The following is a 17244-nucleotide window of genomic DNA, read 5'->3' on the forward strand; positions in this document are numbered from 1 at the left end:
GCAGGCTCCGTCTTGGTCCACCCATGGGCGGTGGCATATGGCTGGCGGCCATGATAGCGATTGGGCGCAGACGGGCAAGACAGAAGGCACCGCGATGACCGGAAATGCGATTGAAATCGAAGGCCTGCGCAAGACCTATGCCGGGTCCGCCGGCACACCCCCGAAAGAGGCGCTGAAGGGCATCGACCTGAGCATTCCCGCCGGGTCGATCTTTGGCCTGCTGGGGCCGAACGGCGCCGGGAAATCCACGCTGATCAACATCCTGGCCGGGCTGGTGATCAAAAGCGCGGGCAAGGTGCGGATCTGGGGCTTTGACCAGGACGTGAACCCGCGCCAGTCGCGTGCCGCCATCGGCGTGATGCCGCAGGAACTGAACATGGACCCGTTCTTTACCCCGCGCGGCGCGCTCGAGGTGCAGGCGGGGCTTTACGGCGTGCCCCGCGCCCAGCGCCGCACCGACGAGATCCTGCGCCTGATCGGGCTGGAGGACAAGGCCGAGGCCTATGCCCGCACCCTGTCGGGCGGGATGAAGCGGCGGCTTCTGCTGGGCAAGGCGCTGGTCCACCGGCCGCAGATCCTGGTGCTGGACGAACCCACGGCGGGGGTCGATATCGAGCTGCGCCAGATGCTGTGGTCGAATGTGCGGGCGCTGAACGAACAGGGGATGACGATCATCCTGACCACCCATTACCTGGAAGAGGCGCAGGAGATGTGCGACGAGATCGCCATCATCAACCATGGCGAGCTGATCGTGCGCGACAGCACATCTGCGCTGCTGGGCCGGATGGATGCCAAGACGCTGGTCATCCACCCCGAGGGCGACGTGCCCGCCGATCTGACCCCGCCGCCGGGCGTTCAGATGGACCGCCGCCCCGACGGCGCGCTGGCCTTCACCTATCACCGGGACCAGATCGGCACCGGCGCGGTGATCGAGGCGTTGCGCGATGCCGGGCTGCGGCTGCGGGACGTGGCCACGCTGGAACCGGACCTGGAGGACGTTTTCGTCGCCCTGACATCGGATCGTGGCAGCGCGGCCTAGATACCCCGCTCAGGCCGGGGTCAGGATCCGGCCCAGCGGGCGGCCCGCCAGGATGTGGAAATGCAGATGCGGCACCTCCTGGATCGCATCCTCGCCCGCGTTCGAGATCATGCGGAACCCGCCGCCCCCCTCGCTGGGTTGAACGCCCATCATCTTGCAGATGGCCCCGATCGTGCGGGTGAAATCCACGATCTCGGCCTCGGTCGCTTCCAGCGCGAAGTGGTCATAGGAAACATAAGGTCCCTTGGGGATCACCAGCACATGGGTGGGCGTCTGCGGCGCGATATCGCGAAACGCCAGCGAATGTTCGGTTTCCAGCACCGTGTCGTTCGGGATCTCGCCCCGCAGGATCTTTGCGAACACGTTTTCGGGGTCATAGTCATAGGCCATGTCAGTCCTCAATCGGCAAAAATATGATCGGTACCTGCGATCTCGCGGGTGACCGGAACCGGCAGGCTCAGGAACTCCGAAAGGCGCAGGGCGTTGTCGTCCACGCTGGCGGTTTCGTGCAGGAAGCTGTGGTTGGGAAAATCCGCCTCGCGGATGCGTTCGCTTTCGAACTTCACATCATAGCGGATCGTCGGCAGCAGCCGCGCCAGTGTGTCGGGCGGGGTCCGGTCGGTCGTCAGCCCGACGCGGCGCGCATGTCCCAGCAGGTAATCGTCGCTGAATTCGCACTGCACCTCGAGCAGGCGGGTAACACAGCGGTCGGCATAGAAATCCCGCATCAGGTCCAGATTGCTGGGGTCCATGCAGATCAACAGCCGGTCGGTGTCATAGAAATCGAACAGCATCCGCAGCAGCGCCCGGCGGTGGCGGGTCCGCTTGCCCAGCGTCGACTGGATACCGCCCAGATCGGGCAGATCGGTGTCCTCTTCGTCGAACAGGTAGTCGATCGACGGCAGGTTGGTCTGCGCGCGCACCTGTTCGGCCAGCCGCTTGGCCACATGCCATTTCTTGCACGTCACGATCAGCAGCTCGCGCCCCCGGCCCAGGCTGGTCTCGGCCTCCCAGAACCGCTGGGCATAGCGGCGCCCGACCCGCCCGCGCCCGGTCAGGAACTTGTACAAATCCCGCCCCTCGTCCGAGATCACGAAATCGCGCCGCCCGCTGCCATAGAGGTCGCCCAGCCGGTCCTTCAGGTCATGGGCCTGGGGCGAGATCTTGCGCGCGAACAGGTAATCCTGGCTCAGCAGCAGGTCGAAATGGTCGTTATAGAACGTGACAGGCATGCCATAATCGGAAAACATCAGAAAGGTCAGCGTGCGGCTGTTCAGCTCATCCTCGGGGATCAGGTGGCGCACGATGGTCTGAAAGAAGGTCTCGTCCGGGATCCAGGTGGTGCGAAAGAACCGCAGCACATCGCGCCGCTTGCGGCAGAAATCCAGAACCGCCTCGACCGTGTTGCGGCGCAGGCACCACCACTGGCTGCCGATCATGATCCGCAGATCCGCGGGCCAGCGCCGCTTTAGCCCCAGCCGCCGCTGCAGGTCCATCGAGGCATAGAACAGGCGCTTGTGCTGACGTTCGTTGAAGAAATGGCGATAGATCAGACGCTCTTCCTTGATGCCGGTCTTGATCCAGTCCGAGGCGAAGAAATCGAAGCTTTCGATATAGTCGATATCGCGCGCATCCAGGAAATCATGCACGAATTCCGCCGATTTGATCGGCATGCAATCGCCCGACAGCATGTAGAAATGCGTGGCGGTGGGAAATGCCTGTTCGGCCGCAATCAGGGCGTTCAGCGTCGCCTGTACCAGCGACCACGCACCCCAGCCGCAGCGCACCCGCTTGTCGGCCAGCACCACGTTGGGATTGTCGGCCAGCGCCTCCGCGATCTGGCGGAAATCGCCGGGGCTGGCGCTGGCGTCGAAGTGAATCGCCATGAAATCGCCCGCCGCCGTCAACTGCCGCGCCTGCGCGATGACCGCCTCGGGGTCCTTGTGACACAGCAGGATGAAGCCGATCTTGGCCATGACGCTCCGGTGATGCGAATTGGTTGAATACGGTCATAACGTGAACGGTCATTGAAGATACAGGCATTCTTTGCTTTTTTGTACGCAGCGCCGTTCAGCGCGTGTTGTGAAAGTGATTGGAAGGCGGTGCGATGGGATTTCCGGGCACATGGATGACCGAAAGCGAAAGCGTGGTGTACCGCGTGGTGCCGAAATGCGCCTGTTCGACCATCGGACAGATCATGTATTTTTCCGACCATAACCGTTTTTTCGACGGCGATATCCACGACGCGACCGACGGGCTGCACAAATGGGCGCTGGACCACAGCCAGAAGCCGATCAGCGACAATGTGCTGGCGCACAAATCCTTCGCCTTCACCTGTGTGCGCAACCCCTATACCCGGATCCTGTCGTCGTTTTTCGACAAGATCTGCGGCATCCAGCGGAACGGCAAACGCTATCGCGGCAACCTGGTGCCGCTCTTGATCCAGAAATACGGGATCGAGGTCGGCGATCCCGAAACCGGGTTCGAATTCGACCAGATCAAGAGCTTTCGCCGCTTCCTGCTGTTTGCCCGCGACACCATGCGCTGGCGCCGCCCGATGGACCCCGACATCCACTGGTCGGCCATGTCGGGCCATGTGTCGACCTTCATCGTCAATGGCGGCCGGTATGACCGCATCGTCTGGACCGAGAAATTCAACGACGGCATGCAGGGCGTGCTGGATGCGATCGACACGCCGGTCAAGGTCGACCTGGCCACAATCCCGCGTTTCAACGAATCCGAAGGCCACGGCCCCAAGCGCGCCCACCCGGTCGAGGACTACTTCGACGACCTGTCGATGCACCTGATATACGAGGTCTACAAACGCGATTTCGAGCTGTTCAAATACGATTTCGAAAACCCCGCCAACAAGATGCCGGTGGGCGAGATCGACTTGGACGAGGTTCACGCCAAGCTGGGCGATTAAAAAACCAGCCCGCCACCGGCCGCCCCGACAAAATCTCGCCTGAATTGTTCGTCACCCTTGCGCCACGCCCCCAGCGCGAGGTTTCGATGAGACATTTCTTGATTGCCTTATTCATGACCCTGACAGGCATTGCCCCGGTCCATGCCGGGCTATCCCAAGCCGAAAAAGATCAGGTCTGGTTCGCGCTGGTTGACGGGGATTACACCGCGCTTGAGGATCAGATGCGCAAGGCGCACGAGACTTCGCTTGAAACCGGCGAATTTGAAACGGTGCGGGACTATAACAGGCTGTTCAAAACCACGCATCCCGACGCCGGCGAAACGCTGGAACGCTGGGTCGAGGCACTGCCGGACTCCGCCTATGCCAAGACCGCATTGATGTGGCGCGAGTATCATATCGCCTGGCAGATCCGCGGGCGGAAGTATTCCAGCCTGACACATCCCAAATCGCTAGAGGGATACAAACGCCGAATGGAACAAGCCAGCGAACTTGCGGTGGCAGCCTTCGCGCTTGCGCCTGATTATGTTCCGGCTTCTGACGCGATATTCAGCACAGTCGCGCAGTCCCGGATGACCGGCGAGGAACTGCTGCAATTCGTCGAAAACGTCATGCGTGACACGCCAAACTACAGAACGATCCGCAACGCTGTTTACCCCGCCAGCCCGAAATGGGGTGGTTCATGGGAACTGGTCGAGATGGTCTGCGACCTGACACGCATGACCGACCAGGCAAGCTATACCGACTGTGTCGCGCAATCGATAATCGATGTTTCCCTGGACCATGATGCTTTGACTTGGGCCAGACAGCATTTCGCGGACAAGTTTCGCAGCGGCGATACATCCGGATACAACCACGATATCGTCACCGTCTATGTCGCTGATGTTCCCGGGTTTGACAAAACCAGAGAGGCCGAGCTGGCTGACGCAATCCTGAAAATGGCGCGCGATGGCGGTGATTTCCACGAGCTTGAAAGAGCCGCGGTCAATCTGCAGCTCAACTCGCAAAATTTTCCCGATTTTGCACAACAGGTCCGCCAGGTTGCGGGTGAGCAGTTTCTGCAAAAATTCGATCGCGACCCATACAACATCGAATACGCCATCATGCGCTCGGGTCACGAAACAAAGCCCATCTGGCAGCAGCATGGGAGTCGATCCGAAGCGAAGGCCCGGAATGCGTTCCCCTATTGGAAAAACGCGCTGAAATATGGCGAGCGCCGTGCCGCCGTGTGGGGACAAGGGGCTCAGATCGTCCGCGGAATGAATCCCGATAACGCTTATCGCACGGCTTTCCCGTTCTTTGTAAATCTGGTCGCCTATGCAAGCGACCCGACCACCCCGGCAATGGACATGTTCGGTTTCTATTATCGGACGCGCAACAAGGCGAACGAGATTCTTCAATCAAGCGCCGAAGGGGATTCCCGCTACGAAACAGCCTTGGACATGGCCGAATTTGCCCAATGCCCGCTGATGCGTTCCGCACGGCTCTTGGTTGAAAGTTGCGCACGGCAGGGGGAATATTACGAAGGCATTTCCTGCCAGAATGTTCCCGAGGATCTGGAACGGGCGAGCTCGGTGGTCGAGGACGAGGCACTGCGCAAGGCCTGCCGCAAAGAAGCGGTTATGCCCTATGAGATCCTGCAATACGATCCGCTGCCATTGACGGCCTTCGGTGACCTGCTGACCCCCAGTGACCCGACGCGATAGCGCTCAGATCAGCCCCTCTTTGCGGAACAGCTCCTTCAGGTCGGCCTCGGGGCGGGCGCCGAAATGGCTGATGACCTCGGCCGCGGCGACGCAGCCCATGCGGCCGCAGGTGGCCAGCGACTGGCCGGTGGCAAAGCCATAGAGGAACCCGGCGGCGAACTGGTCGCCCGCGCCGGTGGCATCGACGGGCACCACGCGGTTGACGGGCACCACGGCCTCTTCTTCGCCGCGCACCAGCACCACGTCATGGCCCGACCGGGTGCACACCACCAGCCCGCTTTCCGATGCCGCCTGTTCCAGCGCCGCGCTCAGGTCGGTCTGGTACAGCGATTCCCATTCGTGTTCATTGCCGATCACATAATCCAGCTCGCGCACCAGCCTGCGAAAATCGTCGCGGTGGCGGTCGACGCAGAACGGATCGGACAGCGCGATGCCCGCCTTGCCGCCGTTGTCACGGCAAAGCTTCGAGGCACGCTCGAACGCCTGCTTGCCCTTGGGCTTGTCGTAAAGATACCCCTCCAGGAACAGGATCTCGGCCTGGCCCGCCACATCGTCGGCCACATCCTCGGGGCCCAGTTCCGACGAGATGCCCAGATAGGTGTTCATCGACCGCTCGCCATCGGGTGAGACAAAGATCATCGAACGCGAGGTCGGCAGCTCGCCCCCCGGCACCGGCGGGTTGACGAAATCGGTGCCGCCATGGGCCATTTCATTGGCATAGAACTGTCCCAGCGCATCGTCATGCACCCGCCCGATGAACCCCGTGCTCAGGCCCAGGTTCCCCAGCCCCGCCAGCGTGTTGGCCACCGACCCGCCCGGCGCCTGGGTCCGGTTCAGCATCGCGCCATACAGCATCTCGCCCCGGTTCCGTTCGACCAGTTGCATGATCCCCTTCTGGATGCCCATGAGCTCCAGGAAACTGTCATCGCACTGGGTCAGCACATCGACGATGGCGTTGCCGATACCGACAACCTGATAGGTCTTGGTCACAGGGTCTTCTCCTCAAAAGGGCAGAGATCACGGATGATACAGGTGGCGCAAAGCGGCTTGCGCGCCTTGCAGGTATAGCGGCCATGCAGGATCAGCCAGTGGTGGGCGTGCTGCTGGAACTCGGCCGGGATATTGTCCTCGATCGCGCGTTCCACGGCATCGACATCCTTGCCCGGCGCGATACCGGTGCGGTTGCCGACACGAAAGATATGGGTGTCGACCGCCTGTGCGGGCTGCTTGAACCACATGTTCAGCACCACATTGGCGGTCTTGCGCCCCACCCCGGGCAGCGAGGTCAGCGCGGCGCGCGACGATGGCACGACGCCGCCGTAATCCTCGACCAGGATGCGGCTCAGCTTGATGACGTTCTTGGCCTTTTGCCGGTAAAGCCCGATCGTCTTGATATGTTCGATCAGGCCCTCTTCGCCCAGATCCAGCATCTTTTGCGGGGTATCGGCGATCTGGAACAACTCGCGCGTGGCCTTGTTCACGCCCACATCGGTCGCCTGCGCGCTCAGCGCGACGGCCACCACCAGCGTGAAGGCGTTCACATGCTCCAGCTCGCCCTTGGGCTCTGGGTCAGCCTCGTGGAAGCGGGTGAAGATCTGATGGATCGTGTGATAGTCGAGCTGCTTGGCCATGACCGTCCATATGCCCGCATCGGATCAAAGCCGCAAGTTCCGGGTCGCACGGATCGCCTGCCCATCCTATGTTGACCGGACAGGAGAGATCCCATGTCCGACACCGCCACCGAAAACGCCTATCATTACGGCATCATCCGCCGCGCCATCGAACGCATTGACGCCGCCGGGGGCACCGGCCTGTCGCTGGACGCGCTGGCCGCCGACATGCAGATGAGCCCGGCGCATTTCCAGCGCGTTTTCAGCCGCTGGGCCGGGGTATCGCCCAAACGCTTGCAGCAATACCTGACGCTGGGCCATGCCAAGGCGCTGCTGCATGACCGGCACACGACGCTGGACACCGCCGATGCGGTGGGGCTGTCGGGGTCCGGGCGGCTGCACGACCTGTTCCTGCGGTGGGAGGCGATGAGCCCCGGCGACTATGCCCGGCAGGGCGACGGCCTGACGATCCGCTGGGGCTGGTGCGACAGCCCGTTTGGCCCGGCGCTGGCCATGGCGACCGACAAGGGGCTGTGCGGGCTGGGCTTTGCCGCCGAAACCGGGCCCGAGGCCACGCTGGCCGACATGCAGGCCCGCTGGCCCGAAGCCACGTTCATCGAAGACGCCGCAACCGTTGCCCCCCTGCTGCGTACGGCGATGGATCAAAGCGGCCAAACCCCGCTGCATCTGATCGGCGCGCCCTTCCAGATCAAGGTGTGGGAGGCGCTGCTGTCCGTGCCCACGGGCCATGTCACCACCTATTCCGACATCGCCCGCGCCATCGGCAACCCGCGCGCGGTGCGCGCCGTGGGCACCGCCGTGGGGCGCAACCCGATCAGCTGGCTGATCCCCTGTCACCGGGCGCTGCGCAAGACTGGGGGCCTGGGCGGTTATCACTGGGGCCTGCCGGTGAAACGCGCCATGCTGGCCTGGGAAAGCGCCCATGCCGAGGCGTCCTAGGCGGGGAAATATCGGCAGATAACCGCAGATCCGCCGCTTGCTATTCGATAACATCGCCAGAGTTGCTATATGACGCCCATCAGCCGGTCGAACCGGCCAAGTGACGAGGCATACATGAAACGAGCGATTCCCACGCTTTCGATTGCAACCGCGGGTCTGCTGGCGCTGAGCGCCTGTACCGACACATCCGTGCAGACCAATGACCCCAACCGCCGCACCAAGGAAGGCGTCGCCATCGGCGCGGCCACGGGCGCGGTGATCGGCGCATTGACCGGCGACAATTCCAAGGAACGCAACCGCAGCGCCGTTCTGGGCGCCGTGATCGGCGGCGCCGCAGGTGCGGCCATCGGCAACCAGCTGGACAAGCAGGCGGCCGAGCTGCAGCGCGATTTCGACAATGGTCAGATCGGGGTGGTCAACACCGGCAACGAGCTGATCGTGACCATGCCGCAGGACATCCTGTTCGAGGTCGACAGCGCCTATGTGAACCCCGGGCTGCAAAGCGACCTGCGGGTTCTGGCCGGCAGCCTGAACAAGTATCCCAACAGCACCGTCGACGTGATCGGGCATACCGACAATACCGGCGGCGCCAGCTATAACCAGGCGCTGTCGTCGCGCCGGGCCAATGCCGTCACCGACGTGCTGATCGGCAGCGGCGTGGCATCGAACCGCATCCGGTCCTATGGCCGGGGCGAGGATGCGCCCATCGCGTCGAACCTGACGCCCGAGGGCCGCGCGCAGAACCGCCGGGTCGAGATCATCATCCGTCCCACCACCTGATCGGTCCACGATCGCGATTCAGGCCGGGCCCCGCGCCCGGCCTTTTTCGTTGCGCATATCCCAATGCGGTCATATGACTTGACCAATCGAGGGTAAGACCATGCCGTTCCAGAAGATCGAGGCCGATAAACTGTCCAACGCGGTGGTCCGCCAGATCGAACAGCTGATCCTGCGCGGCATCCTGCGCCCAGGTGAACGGCTGCCGTCGGAACGGGAACTGTCCGAGAAGATGGGCGTATCGCGCCCGTCCCTGCGCGAGGCGGTGGCCCGGCTTCAGGAAAACGGGTTGCTGATCAGCCGCGCGGGCGCGGGCATCTTCGTGGCCGATGTCATGGGCTCGGCCTTTGCCCCCGCGCTGATCCGGCTGTTTTCGGACCATGACGAGGCGGTGTTCGATTACCTGTCGTTCCGCCGCGATCTGGAAGGGCTGGCCGCCGCGCGCGCCGCGCGGGTGGGGTCCGATACCGACCTGAAGGTGGTCGATACCGTCTTTCGCAAGATGGAGGCCGCCCATTCCAAGCGCAACCCGACCGACGAGGCGCGGCTGGACGCGGAATTCCACATGGCCATCATCGAGGCCAGCCACAACGTGGTGATGCTGCACATGATGCGGTCGATGTTCGATCTGCTGCGCGAGGGGGTGTTCTATAACCGCCAGGTCATGTTCAAGCAGCGCACGACGCGTGACATGCTGCTGGACCAGCACCGCGCGATCAACGATGCGCTGCAGGCCCGCGACCCCGAAGGCGCCCGCGCCGCGATCGAGGCGCATCTGGATTTCGTGGGCGAGGCGCTGCGCGATGACCTGATCGCCGCCCGGAACGAACGCATCGCGCGGCAGCGGCTGGAACACGAAACCAGCCGCGACTGACCCCCGACAAAGAAAAAACCCGGCGCAGGCGCCGGGTTCAATCCAATGCGATGGGCCTGCGGGTCAGTGCAGCTTCGACTTGACCTCGGCAATGGCCGCGTCGATCAGGCCTGCGCCATCCTGTGCGGTCATGCCCTTGGCGATCACGTCGCTGGCGGCGCTGACGGCCACGGTGACGGCGGTGTCGCGCACCTCTTTCACGGCGGCGGCTTCGGCCGATGCGATCTGATCCTGGGCCGCTTGCAGGCGGCGTGCGATCGACGCCTCCAGATCCTTCTTCGCCTCGGTCGCGGCCAGCTCGGCCTCTTCCTTGGCATGGGCCACGATGCGCTCGGACTGCTCGGTCACTTCCTGCTGCTTGCGCTCATAGGATGCCAGCAGCGTCTGTGCCTCTTCCCGCAGGGCGCGGGCTTCGTCCAGCTCGGCGCGGATGCCTTCGGCCCGCTTGTCCAGCATGGCACCCAGGGTCGAGGGCACCTTCATGTAGATCAGCACGCCGATGAACAGCAGGAACGCCAGCAGAACGACGAAATCTGTGTTCTTCAGCGAAAAGAACGGCCCCGACGCGGCCAGCGCGGGGCTGGCGGCGGCGATCATGGCCAGGGTGATCAGCTTTTTCATCAGTCTCACCCTTTCATCCGTGCAGACACGGCATCGGCGATGGTCTTCGCGTCGGCCGACTGGCCCAGCGCGGAGACGATCTCGGCTGCGGTGTCCTTTGCGACCTCGGTCACGCTTTGCAGCGCGTTGTCGCGAATTTCGGCAATCGCCTTTTCCGATTCCGCGGCGCGCGCGGCGATCTCGGCATCGGCCTTGGCCGTTGCGGCGTCCAGATCCGCCTGGATCTCGGCCTTGGTGTCGGCGATGATTTTCTGCGCCTCGGTCCGGGCATCCGCCAGCGCCTGGTTATAGGCGGCTTCGGCTTCCTCGGCCTTCAGCTTCAGCTCTTCGGCGGCGGCCAGATCGTTGGTGATCGTGCCCTGACGCTCGGACAGAACCGACGCGATGCGCGGCAGCGCGATGCGCGACAGAATGAGATAGATCGCGACCAGCGCGATCAACAGCCAGAAGATCTGGTTGCCCCAGTGGCTGAAGTCCAGCTGCGGCATACCGGGCGCGGACCCGGCGGCATGTTCGGCTACGCCCGTGGCGTCGGCCAGACCATCACCATGCGTTTCAGTCGCCATAGCGTCCTCCTTGGGAACTTCCGGTCACGGAAGGGCCAGGTCAGCCCGCCCCTTCCGCGCGTAAGGATTACAGTTCCGTAAGGATCAGACAGCGAACATCAGCAGCAGCGCGACCAGGAACGAGAAGATGCCCAGCGCTTCTGCGAATGCGATGCCGATGAAAAGGGTTGCGGTCTGTTCGCCAGCCGCCGACGGGTTGCGCAGGGCACCCGACAGGAAGTTTGCAGCAACGTTGCCGACCCCAAGCGCCGCAATGCCCGTACCCAGACCTGCAATGCCAGCGCCGATATGTGCCAGTTCGCCTTCCATGATGTATCTCCTTACGATTTGGAAGTTTCGATTTTAGGTGTTCAGACCTTAGTGCGACGGATGCAGCGCATCCTTCAGATACACGCAGGTCAGAATTGTGAAGACATAGGCCTGGATAAAGGCCACCAGGACCTCAAGCCCGTACATCGCCGTGATTGCCAGGATCGACACCGGGCTGATCAGCGACACCGCGGCAAAGCCCGCGAAAACCTTGATCACCGCGTGACCGGCCATCACGTTGCCGGCCAGACGAATGGAGTGGCTGACGGGACGGACGAAGTACGAAATCAGCTCGATGACCGCCAGGATCGGCCGCAGCGCCAGCGGCGCCGACTTGACCCAGAACAGCTCCAGGAACTTGGCGCCGTTCTTGACGAAACCCACCACCGTCACCGTGACGAAGACCAGCAGCGCCAGCATCACGGTCACGGCGAAATGCGCGGTCGCGGTAAAGGACATCGGGATCAGACCCAGGAAGTTCGCGAAGACGATGAACATGAACAGCGTCATGACATAGGGGAAGAAGCCCATCGCATCCTTGCCCGCCACGTCCTCGACCATCTTGTAGATAAAGCCATAGGCCAGCTCGGCGATCGACTGCACGCGGCTGGGAATGATCGCCCGCCCGCGGGTGCCCAGCACCAGCAGCAGAACCACGCACAGAACCGCAAGCGCCATCCACAGCGCCGCATTGGTGGGGGTATAGAACGCGATCTTGTCGCCACCCATCAGCGGCTTCACGATGAACTGGTCCATCGGGTGGAATACCAGCCCGCCTTCTTCTGCGCCGTGCGTCTCAGTCGCCATCGTCATCCCCATCTTTGCCGGCCCCGGGGGCCTGCTGACGTTTCCCGATCTCCTTGGCGGTGCGCAGCATGGTCTGAACCCCTGCCGCAAGGCCAAAGAATATGAACACCAGCATCAGCCACGGCGTCGTCCCCAACAGGGTATCCAGCCCAAACCCGATGCCGAAACCGATCCCCAGACCGGCCACAAGCTCTGTCACCATCCGCCAGGCCAAGTTGGCCTGGGAATAATGTGTCTCCTGGTGGGATTTCTCGGGCGCGCGGGCCTTCTTGGCCGCCGAGATGCGTGCATCCAGGCTTTTCAGACGCGCGTTCTGATCTGGATCGGTCACGGTAAGCCCCCCTGGGACAGTCGCGGCGAACCTAGTGACAGGGGGCATCCGAGTCAAGCGACGTGAGCGCCATCACAGATCAGCGCAACCACCTGTTTTTGCTGAGTTATTTTTGAAGCGCGATTCTTCCGCCACCGCCCGGACGCGCCGCCGCGCCGGTTTTCGGGCGCGCGGGATTATTCAACCATTCGGTTGACGATCGCCCAGCCACCGCAGCAACCGCCCGTCGATCGCCACCAGCCCGGCAAAGATCACCGCCATCCCCAACAGCTGAACCGGCGCCAGCAGCTCGTCCAGCACCAGCACCCCCAGCAGCACCGCCGAGACCGGCGTCAGAAAGGTTACGGTCGATGCCACCGTGCCGCCCACGCGCGGGATCAGCCAGAACAGCAGGATGAACGCGGCCGAGGTCAGCACGAAACCGATCACCAAAAGCGCGGCCCAGGTTTCGGCCCGGGCGATCCGCGGCACGCCCTCCATCGCCAGCGCGACCGGCGCCACCGCCACCGTGCCCAGCGTCAGCGACCACGCGGTCAGCAATGTGCGGTCCATCGCATCCAGCCGCCGCAGAATGTTCAGCGCGAACCCATAGCACAGCGGCGCGACCATCGTTGCCAACAGCGCCCAGGGCGCCGACCCGCCCTGCCCCCGGAACGCGGGCGACACCAGCAGCACGATCCCCGCAAAGCCCAGGATCACCCCCAGCACGCGCAGCGGCGTCGCGCGCTCGCCCCCCGGCCAGAAATGGCTGACCAGCACCACCATGATCGGCGTCATCGCATTGATGATCCCCGCCGCGGACGAGGTGATATGCTGCTGCATCACCGGAAACACGGTCAGCGGAATGGCATATTGAGCCAGCGCGAACAGGATCAGCACCCGCAGCGTGCCCCGGGGCATGCCCCCGGCCCGGCCCGCCGCGAAAAGCCACAGCCAACAGCCCAGCGCGCCCAGCCCAACCCGGCCCAGCGCGATCATCATCGGCCCCAGCTCGCGCAACAGGATCTCGTTCAGGAAAAATGACGCGCCCCAGCCCATGCCCAGGGCGAAAATGGCGATCCAATAGCCTGTGCGCATGCAACCTCTCCGCTGATGACACAGACTTGCCGCATCCGCGCCCACAGGACAACCCGCATCATGCGCCCTTTCCGGCCGACCGCTTTGCGGCTAACCTGCGGCGCCATGACCGATCCGCTCGACACCGTCTTCGCCGCCCTGTCCGACGCCACGCGGCGGCGCATCCTGCAGATGTTGCTGGAAGACGACATGGCGGTGACGGATGTGGCAGACCCTTTCGACATGTCGCTGGCAGCGATCTCGAAACACCTGACCATCCTGACCCGCGCGGGCCTGATCAGCCAGGAAAAGCGCGGCCGGGTGAAATGGTGCAAGCTAGAGCCCGACGCCCTGCGCGATGCCTCGATCTGGATGCAAAGCTTCGGCCAGTTCGAAGCCGTGAACCTGGACGCGTTCGAGGCGTTCCTCGAACAGCAATTGCGCGACTGACTTCTTCTTGGCCGAAATACTCCGGGGGAACCGCCCATCAGGGCGGTGGGGGCAGCGCCCCCTGCTCCTCGTCCTTCAGCAACAGCACCAGCGCAATGATCGTCAGCCCGATCCCGGCCAGAACCGCCACCGGCGGCACGCCCGCGCCCAGCACGACCTCCCACCCGATAACCCAGCTGGGCGTCAGATAGGTATAGGCCATCACCTTGGCCGATGGCAGGCGCAGCGCCGCGTATTGCAGCAGTACGAAGGTCATCGCGCTGGCAAAGATCGCCAGGTACAGCAGCACCCACCACACCCGCGCGGGCACAGCCGACCAATCGGTCGCCACCATCCGCGGCGCGCCATAGACCAGCAGAACCGCCAGCGCCGCCAGCATCATGCCAAAGGTGAACACCACCGGCGGCTCGCCCCGGTTCAGCTTCCGCACCAGCGGGGTATAGGCCGCATGCGCCACCACCCCGATGAAATAGATCGCCTCTCCCCGCCCGATATCGAACCGCAGCAGCGCCTCCCAATCCGCGCGAAAGATCACCCAAAGCGCCCCCGCCCCGCCAATGGCCAGCGCCAGCGCCATGCGCGGCGTGGTGATCTGGCGCAACAACAGCCAGCCGAACAGCCCCGACAGGATCGGCGTCAGCGTGAACACGGCCGAGGTCGATACCGGCGGCGCGGTCTTCAGCCCCTCGAACATCAGCACGAAATAGATCGCGAAACACAGTCCCAGCACCAGGTACCGCCAGGGCGCGGCGAAATGCGAACGGCGAAAGCCGGGCCCCGCGACGACCGCCACCCCGATCAGCCCCGCGGCCAGCGCAAAGCGCAGCGCGGTCAGCGCCACCGGGTCGATCTGGTTCGCGATCCGGCCGCCAAAGCTGAACGATCCCGCCACCAGCGCCGAAAACGCCAGCATCGCCAGATGGCCGCGCGCCTGCTGCCCCATGATCAGGGCCAGTCCTTCGCCGCTTCTTTCAACGTGTGGGTAAAGGCCTGTACCTTGGCCGTGCGGTGCAGATCGACATGGGTGACCAGCCACAATTCGGCGTCCCACTCGGCGATCGGCGGGCGCACCTGCACCAGCTCGGGCAGGTCGCGCACCGCCCAAAGCGGCATGAACCCGATCCCCGCCCCGGCCTTGAGCGCATCCATCGCGGTGCGGATCTCGGACGTGCGGAAGGTGATCGCCTGATGCGGCAGGTTCTGGAACAGCCAGCGATAGAATTTCGCGCGGTGGGTTTCCTCGGTCGGGCCGATGAACCGGTGTTCGGCCAGCTTGGCCTCGGTGTCGGGCATGCCATGGGCGGCGATATAATCGCGATGGGCGTAAAGCCCCGATTGCTGGGTATAAAGCGCCTGCACCACATTGTCGGGCTCGTCGGGGGCGTTGCCCGCGCGGATCGCCACATGCGCCTCGCCATATTCCAGGCGAAAGACCCTTGCGTCGGTGATCAGGCGGATGATCAGATCGGGGTGTTCCTCCTGAAAGGCGCTGACAACCGGGGTGACCAGCGGCGACAGCGTGTCGATCGTGGTCACGACCAGCTCGCCCGTCATCGCCGCGCCATGGCCGCGCAGCCGCCCGGCCAGCTGTTCGAACTGATCGGCGGTGGCCTGCGCCACCTGCAACAGATCCAGCCCCGCATCGGTGGGGGTATAGCCCCGCGCGTGCCGCTGGAACAGCTTGACCCCCAGCCGGCTTTCCAGCGCGTCGATATGGCGGATCACCGTGGCATGGTGCACCCCCAGCGCATCGGCGGCGCCGCTGACCGTCCCGATCCGCGCCACTTGGAACGCCGTGCGGACCTCATCCCAGTTGTCAAAATCCATCTGTGCACCCGCAAACAAATCCTGCGCGATATTCGAAAATTGTGTTCATTTTTGCAACGGCTAATTTGTGTGGGAATCTGAGAACAGGAGCCCCCTCTCATGACAACCATTCTTCGCCTGGACACCTCCGCCCGCCATACCGGCTCGGTGTCGCGCCAACTGACCGACCGCATCGTCTCCCGTTTCGGCGACGCAAAGGTCGTGACCCGCGACCTGGCGCAGCCGCTGCCGTTGCTGGACGAAAACTGGGTCTATGCCAATTTCACCCCCGCCGCCGACCGCACCGACGCCCAGCGCGAAACGCTGGCGCTGTCGGACACGCTAGTGGCCGAGTTGAAAGAGGCCGACGTGCTGGTGATCGGCCTGCCGATCTATAATTTCGGCGCGCCCGCGGCATTCAAGGCCTGGGTCGATCTGGTCGCCCGTGTCGGCCTGACCTTTCAATACAGCGAAGCCGGCCCCGAAGGCCTGCTGAGCGGCAAGCGCGCCATCGTGGCCTATGCCTCGGGCGGCGTGCCCATGGGCTCGCCCGTCGATTTCGCCTCGGGGCATGTGCGCCAGGTGCTGGCCTTCCTGGGTATCACCGATGTGGAATTCGTCGCAGCCGAGGGCCTGAACGCGGGCGCCGAGAACGCGGTCGAAGCGGCCGAGGCCGCCATCGACGCGCTGAACCTGGCCGCTTGATCCAGCGCAATTGAAAACGGATGTGTCCCGGCTAAGCTTTGGCCATGGGACACATCCGCCTTATCCTCCTGGCCCTTCTGCTGTCGGCCCCGCTGGCCCGCGCCGCCGATTTCCATCAGCAGTTCGAGGCCCGCTGCATGGGATGCCACGGGCATTCCGGCCCCTTCGTCAGCCAGACCCTGCACATCGTGGACGACCGGATCGTCGGTCCCGGCGGGCGTCCTGTCGCGGCGTTCCTGACCACCCACGCGGGCGGGCTGGACCCGGCCACGCTGGACCTGTTCCTGCTGAATTTCCGCCACCAGATCGACTCGGGCAGCCTGTTTCGCCAGAAATGCCTGACCTGCCATGATCGCGCCTATGAGTTCACGCGGCTGAACCTGGCGATCCGCGACGACCGGCTGGTCGGCCGTTACAGCGGCCGGGATGTGGAACGGTTCCTGCAGGATCACGGCCGCCTGAACCCGACCGAACAGCAGGTGATGCTGGACACCTTGCGCGCCTTTCTGGCGCCGCCACCGGGCGCGGCGGTTGACTCGATGCCCCCCGCGCGGTAAAGCGCGCCAAGTTTTCCGGAAGTGTGCCAACCTTCCGGTCCCGGACCGATCCGGGATCGCCCCCCGTCAGCGAGGTTTCGCCCACGGGGGACATTGGCGTTTTGGGCGTTCTTTCCTATCTGGAAGGGGCAAGTTGCAACGGGCGAA

The 17244-nt window shown here is 63.8% G+C and carries 21 protein-coding genes; 9 read left to right on the forward strand and 12 right to left on the reverse strand.

Annotation, left to right across the window (positions count from 1 at the left end; all coding sequences use genetic code 11):
* Positions 1-94 precede the first annotated feature (94 nt).
* On the forward strand, positions 95-1039 hold the full coding sequence (locus tag CLM60_RS06870) for an ABC transporter ATP-binding protein (protein WP_095588678.1): 945 nt from the start codon (positions 95-97) through the stop codon (positions 1037-1039).
* Positions 1040-1048: 9 nt separating this feature from the next.
* Here CLM60_RS06870 and CLM60_RS06875 read toward each other — a convergent pair whose 3' ends face one another.
* Both CLM60_RS06875 and CLM60_RS06880 read right to left on the reverse strand, forming a co-directional pair.
* A complete protein-coding gene (locus CLM60_RS06875; RefSeq protein ID WP_095588422.1) occupies positions 1049-1429 on the reverse strand; it encodes an HIT domain-containing protein in 381 nt (126 codons plus the stop codon).
* Between the two features lie 8 nt (positions 1430-1437).
* Positions 1438-3015 carry a DUF5928 domain-containing protein gene (locus tag CLM60_RS06880; RefSeq protein ID WP_095588423.1) on the reverse strand — a complete coding sequence of 526 codons (1578 nt, stop codon included), beginning with the start codon at positions 3013-3015 and terminating at the stop codon, positions 1438-1440.
* 131 nt (positions 3016-3146) lie between these two features.
* Between CLM60_RS06880 and CLM60_RS06885 the strand changes: the two genes are divergently transcribed.
* Both CLM60_RS06885 and CLM60_RS06890 read left to right on the forward strand, forming a co-directional pair.
* Positions 3147-3965: a sulfotransferase family protein gene (locus CLM60_RS06885; RefSeq protein WP_095588424.1), complete on the forward strand. Its 819-nt coding sequence runs from the start codon at positions 3147-3149 to the stop codon at positions 3963-3965.
* A gap of 86 nt (positions 3966-4051) precedes the next feature.
* Positions 4052-5668: a DUF4034 domain-containing protein gene (locus tag CLM60_RS06890; RefSeq protein ID WP_141246476.1), complete on the forward strand. Its 1617-nt coding sequence runs from the start codon at positions 4052-4054 to the stop codon at positions 5666-5668.
* 3 nt (positions 5669-5671) lie between these two features.
* On the opposite strand, the gene CLM60_RS06895 is transcribed toward CLM60_RS06890, so the two are convergent.
* Both CLM60_RS06895 and nth read right to left on the reverse strand, forming a co-directional pair.
* Positions 5672-6658, reverse strand: a complete 987-nt coding sequence (locus tag CLM60_RS06895; protein WP_095588426.1) for an adenosine kinase — start codon at positions 6656-6658, stop codon at positions 5672-5674.
* Positions 6655-7299, reverse strand: coding sequence for an endonuclease III (gene nth / locus CLM60_RS06900; protein WP_095588427.1), 645 nt, complete (start codon positions 7297-7299; stop codon positions 6655-6657). Before nth ends, CLM60_RS06895 begins: the two co-directional genes overlap by 4 nt.
* A gap of 93 nt (positions 7300-7392) precedes the next feature.
* Between nth and CLM60_RS06905 the strand changes: the two genes are divergently transcribed.
* From CLM60_RS06905 to CLM60_RS06915, 3 genes are all read left to right on the forward strand, one after another.
* Positions 7393-8238 (forward strand): methylated-DNA--[protein]-cysteine S-methyltransferase, encoded by an 846-nt coding sequence (locus CLM60_RS06905; protein ID WP_095588428.1) that lies wholly within the window; start codon positions 7393-7395, stop codon positions 8236-8238.
* Between the two features lie 114 nt (positions 8239-8352).
* The gene (locus tag CLM60_RS06910; protein ID WP_095588429.1) at positions 8353-9018 is read left to right on the forward strand and encodes a YiaD family glycine zipper/OmpA-like lipoprotein; all 666 of its coding nucleotides are present in this window, start codon (positions 8353-8355) and stop codon (positions 9016-9018) included.
* A 100-nt stretch (positions 9019-9118) separates the two neighbouring features.
* Positions 9119-9889, forward strand: a complete 771-nt coding sequence (locus tag CLM60_RS06915) for a FadR/GntR family transcriptional regulator (RefSeq protein ID WP_095588430.1) — start codon at positions 9119-9121, stop codon at positions 9887-9889.
* A 63-nt stretch (positions 9890-9952) separates the two neighbouring features.
* On the opposite strand, the gene CLM60_RS06920 is transcribed toward CLM60_RS06915, so the two are convergent.
* The 6 genes from CLM60_RS06920 to CLM60_RS06945 form a co-directional block, all read right to left on the reverse strand.
* On the reverse strand, positions 9953-10510 hold the full coding sequence (locus CLM60_RS06920) for a F0F1 ATP synthase subunit B (protein ID WP_095588431.1): 558 nt from the start codon (positions 10508-10510) through the stop codon (positions 9953-9955).
* A gap of 5 nt (positions 10511-10515) precedes the next feature.
* On the reverse strand, positions 10516-11076 hold the full coding sequence (locus tag CLM60_RS06925) for a F0F1 ATP synthase subunit B' (protein WP_095588432.1): 561 nt from the start codon (positions 11074-11076) through the stop codon (positions 10516-10518).
* 84 nt (positions 11077-11160) lie between these two features.
* Positions 11161-11385, reverse strand: coding sequence for a F0F1 ATP synthase subunit C (locus CLM60_RS06930; RefSeq protein WP_095588433.1), 225 nt, complete (start codon positions 11383-11385; stop codon positions 11161-11163).
* A gap of 48 nt (positions 11386-11433) precedes the next feature.
* Positions 11434-12192, reverse strand: coding sequence for a F0F1 ATP synthase subunit A (locus CLM60_RS06935; protein WP_095588679.1), 759 nt, complete (start codon positions 12190-12192; stop codon positions 11434-11436).
* Positions 12182-12523, reverse strand: a complete 342-nt coding sequence (locus CLM60_RS06940; protein ID WP_095588434.1) for an AtpZ/AtpI family protein — start codon at positions 12521-12523, stop codon at positions 12182-12184. Before CLM60_RS06940 ends, CLM60_RS06935 begins: the two co-directional genes overlap by 11 nt.
* 180 nt (positions 12524-12703) lie before the next feature.
* Positions 12704-13600, reverse strand: coding sequence for a DMT family transporter (locus CLM60_RS06945; protein WP_095588435.1), 897 nt, complete (start codon positions 13598-13600; stop codon positions 12704-12706).
* A gap of 105 nt (positions 13601-13705) precedes the next feature.
* On the opposite strand from CLM60_RS06945, the gene CLM60_RS06950 reads away from it, so the two are divergent.
* A complete protein-coding gene (locus CLM60_RS06950) occupies positions 13706-14029 on the forward strand; it encodes an ArsR/SmtB family transcription factor (RefSeq protein WP_095588680.1) in 324 nt (107 codons plus the stop codon).
* Positions 14030-14066: 37 nt separating this feature from the next.
* Here CLM60_RS06950 and CLM60_RS06955 read toward each other — a convergent pair whose 3' ends face one another.
* Together CLM60_RS06955 and CLM60_RS06960 are read right to left on the reverse strand one after the other, a co-directional pair.
* Positions 14067-14972: a DMT family transporter gene (locus tag CLM60_RS06955; RefSeq protein WP_095588436.1), complete on the reverse strand. Its 906-nt coding sequence runs from the start codon at positions 14970-14972 to the stop codon at positions 14067-14069.
* A gap of 2 nt (positions 14973-14974) precedes the next feature.
* A complete protein-coding gene (locus CLM60_RS06960; RefSeq protein ID WP_095588681.1) occupies positions 14975-15856 on the reverse strand; it encodes a LysR family transcriptional regulator in 882 nt (293 codons plus the stop codon).
* Positions 15857-15955: 99 nt separating this feature from the next.
* Between CLM60_RS06960 and CLM60_RS06965 the strand changes: the two genes are divergently transcribed.
* Both CLM60_RS06965 and CLM60_RS06970 read left to right on the forward strand, forming a co-directional pair.
* Positions 15956-16540: an FMN-dependent NADH-azoreductase gene (locus CLM60_RS06965; RefSeq protein WP_095588437.1), complete on the forward strand. Its 585-nt coding sequence runs from the start codon at positions 15956-15958 to the stop codon at positions 16538-16540.
* A gap of 44 nt (positions 16541-16584) precedes the next feature.
* On the forward strand, positions 16585-17097 hold the full coding sequence (locus CLM60_RS06970) for a hypothetical protein (protein WP_095588438.1): 513 nt from the start codon (positions 16585-16587) through the stop codon (positions 17095-17097).
* Positions 17098-17244 lie beyond the last annotated feature (147 nt).

This window comes from Actibacterium ureilyticum, from assembly GCF_002285435.1.
In the GTDB taxonomy this organism is placed as follows: domain Bacteria; phylum Pseudomonadota; class Alphaproteobacteria; order Rhodobacterales; family Rhodobacteraceae; genus Actibacterium_C; species Actibacterium_C ureilyticum.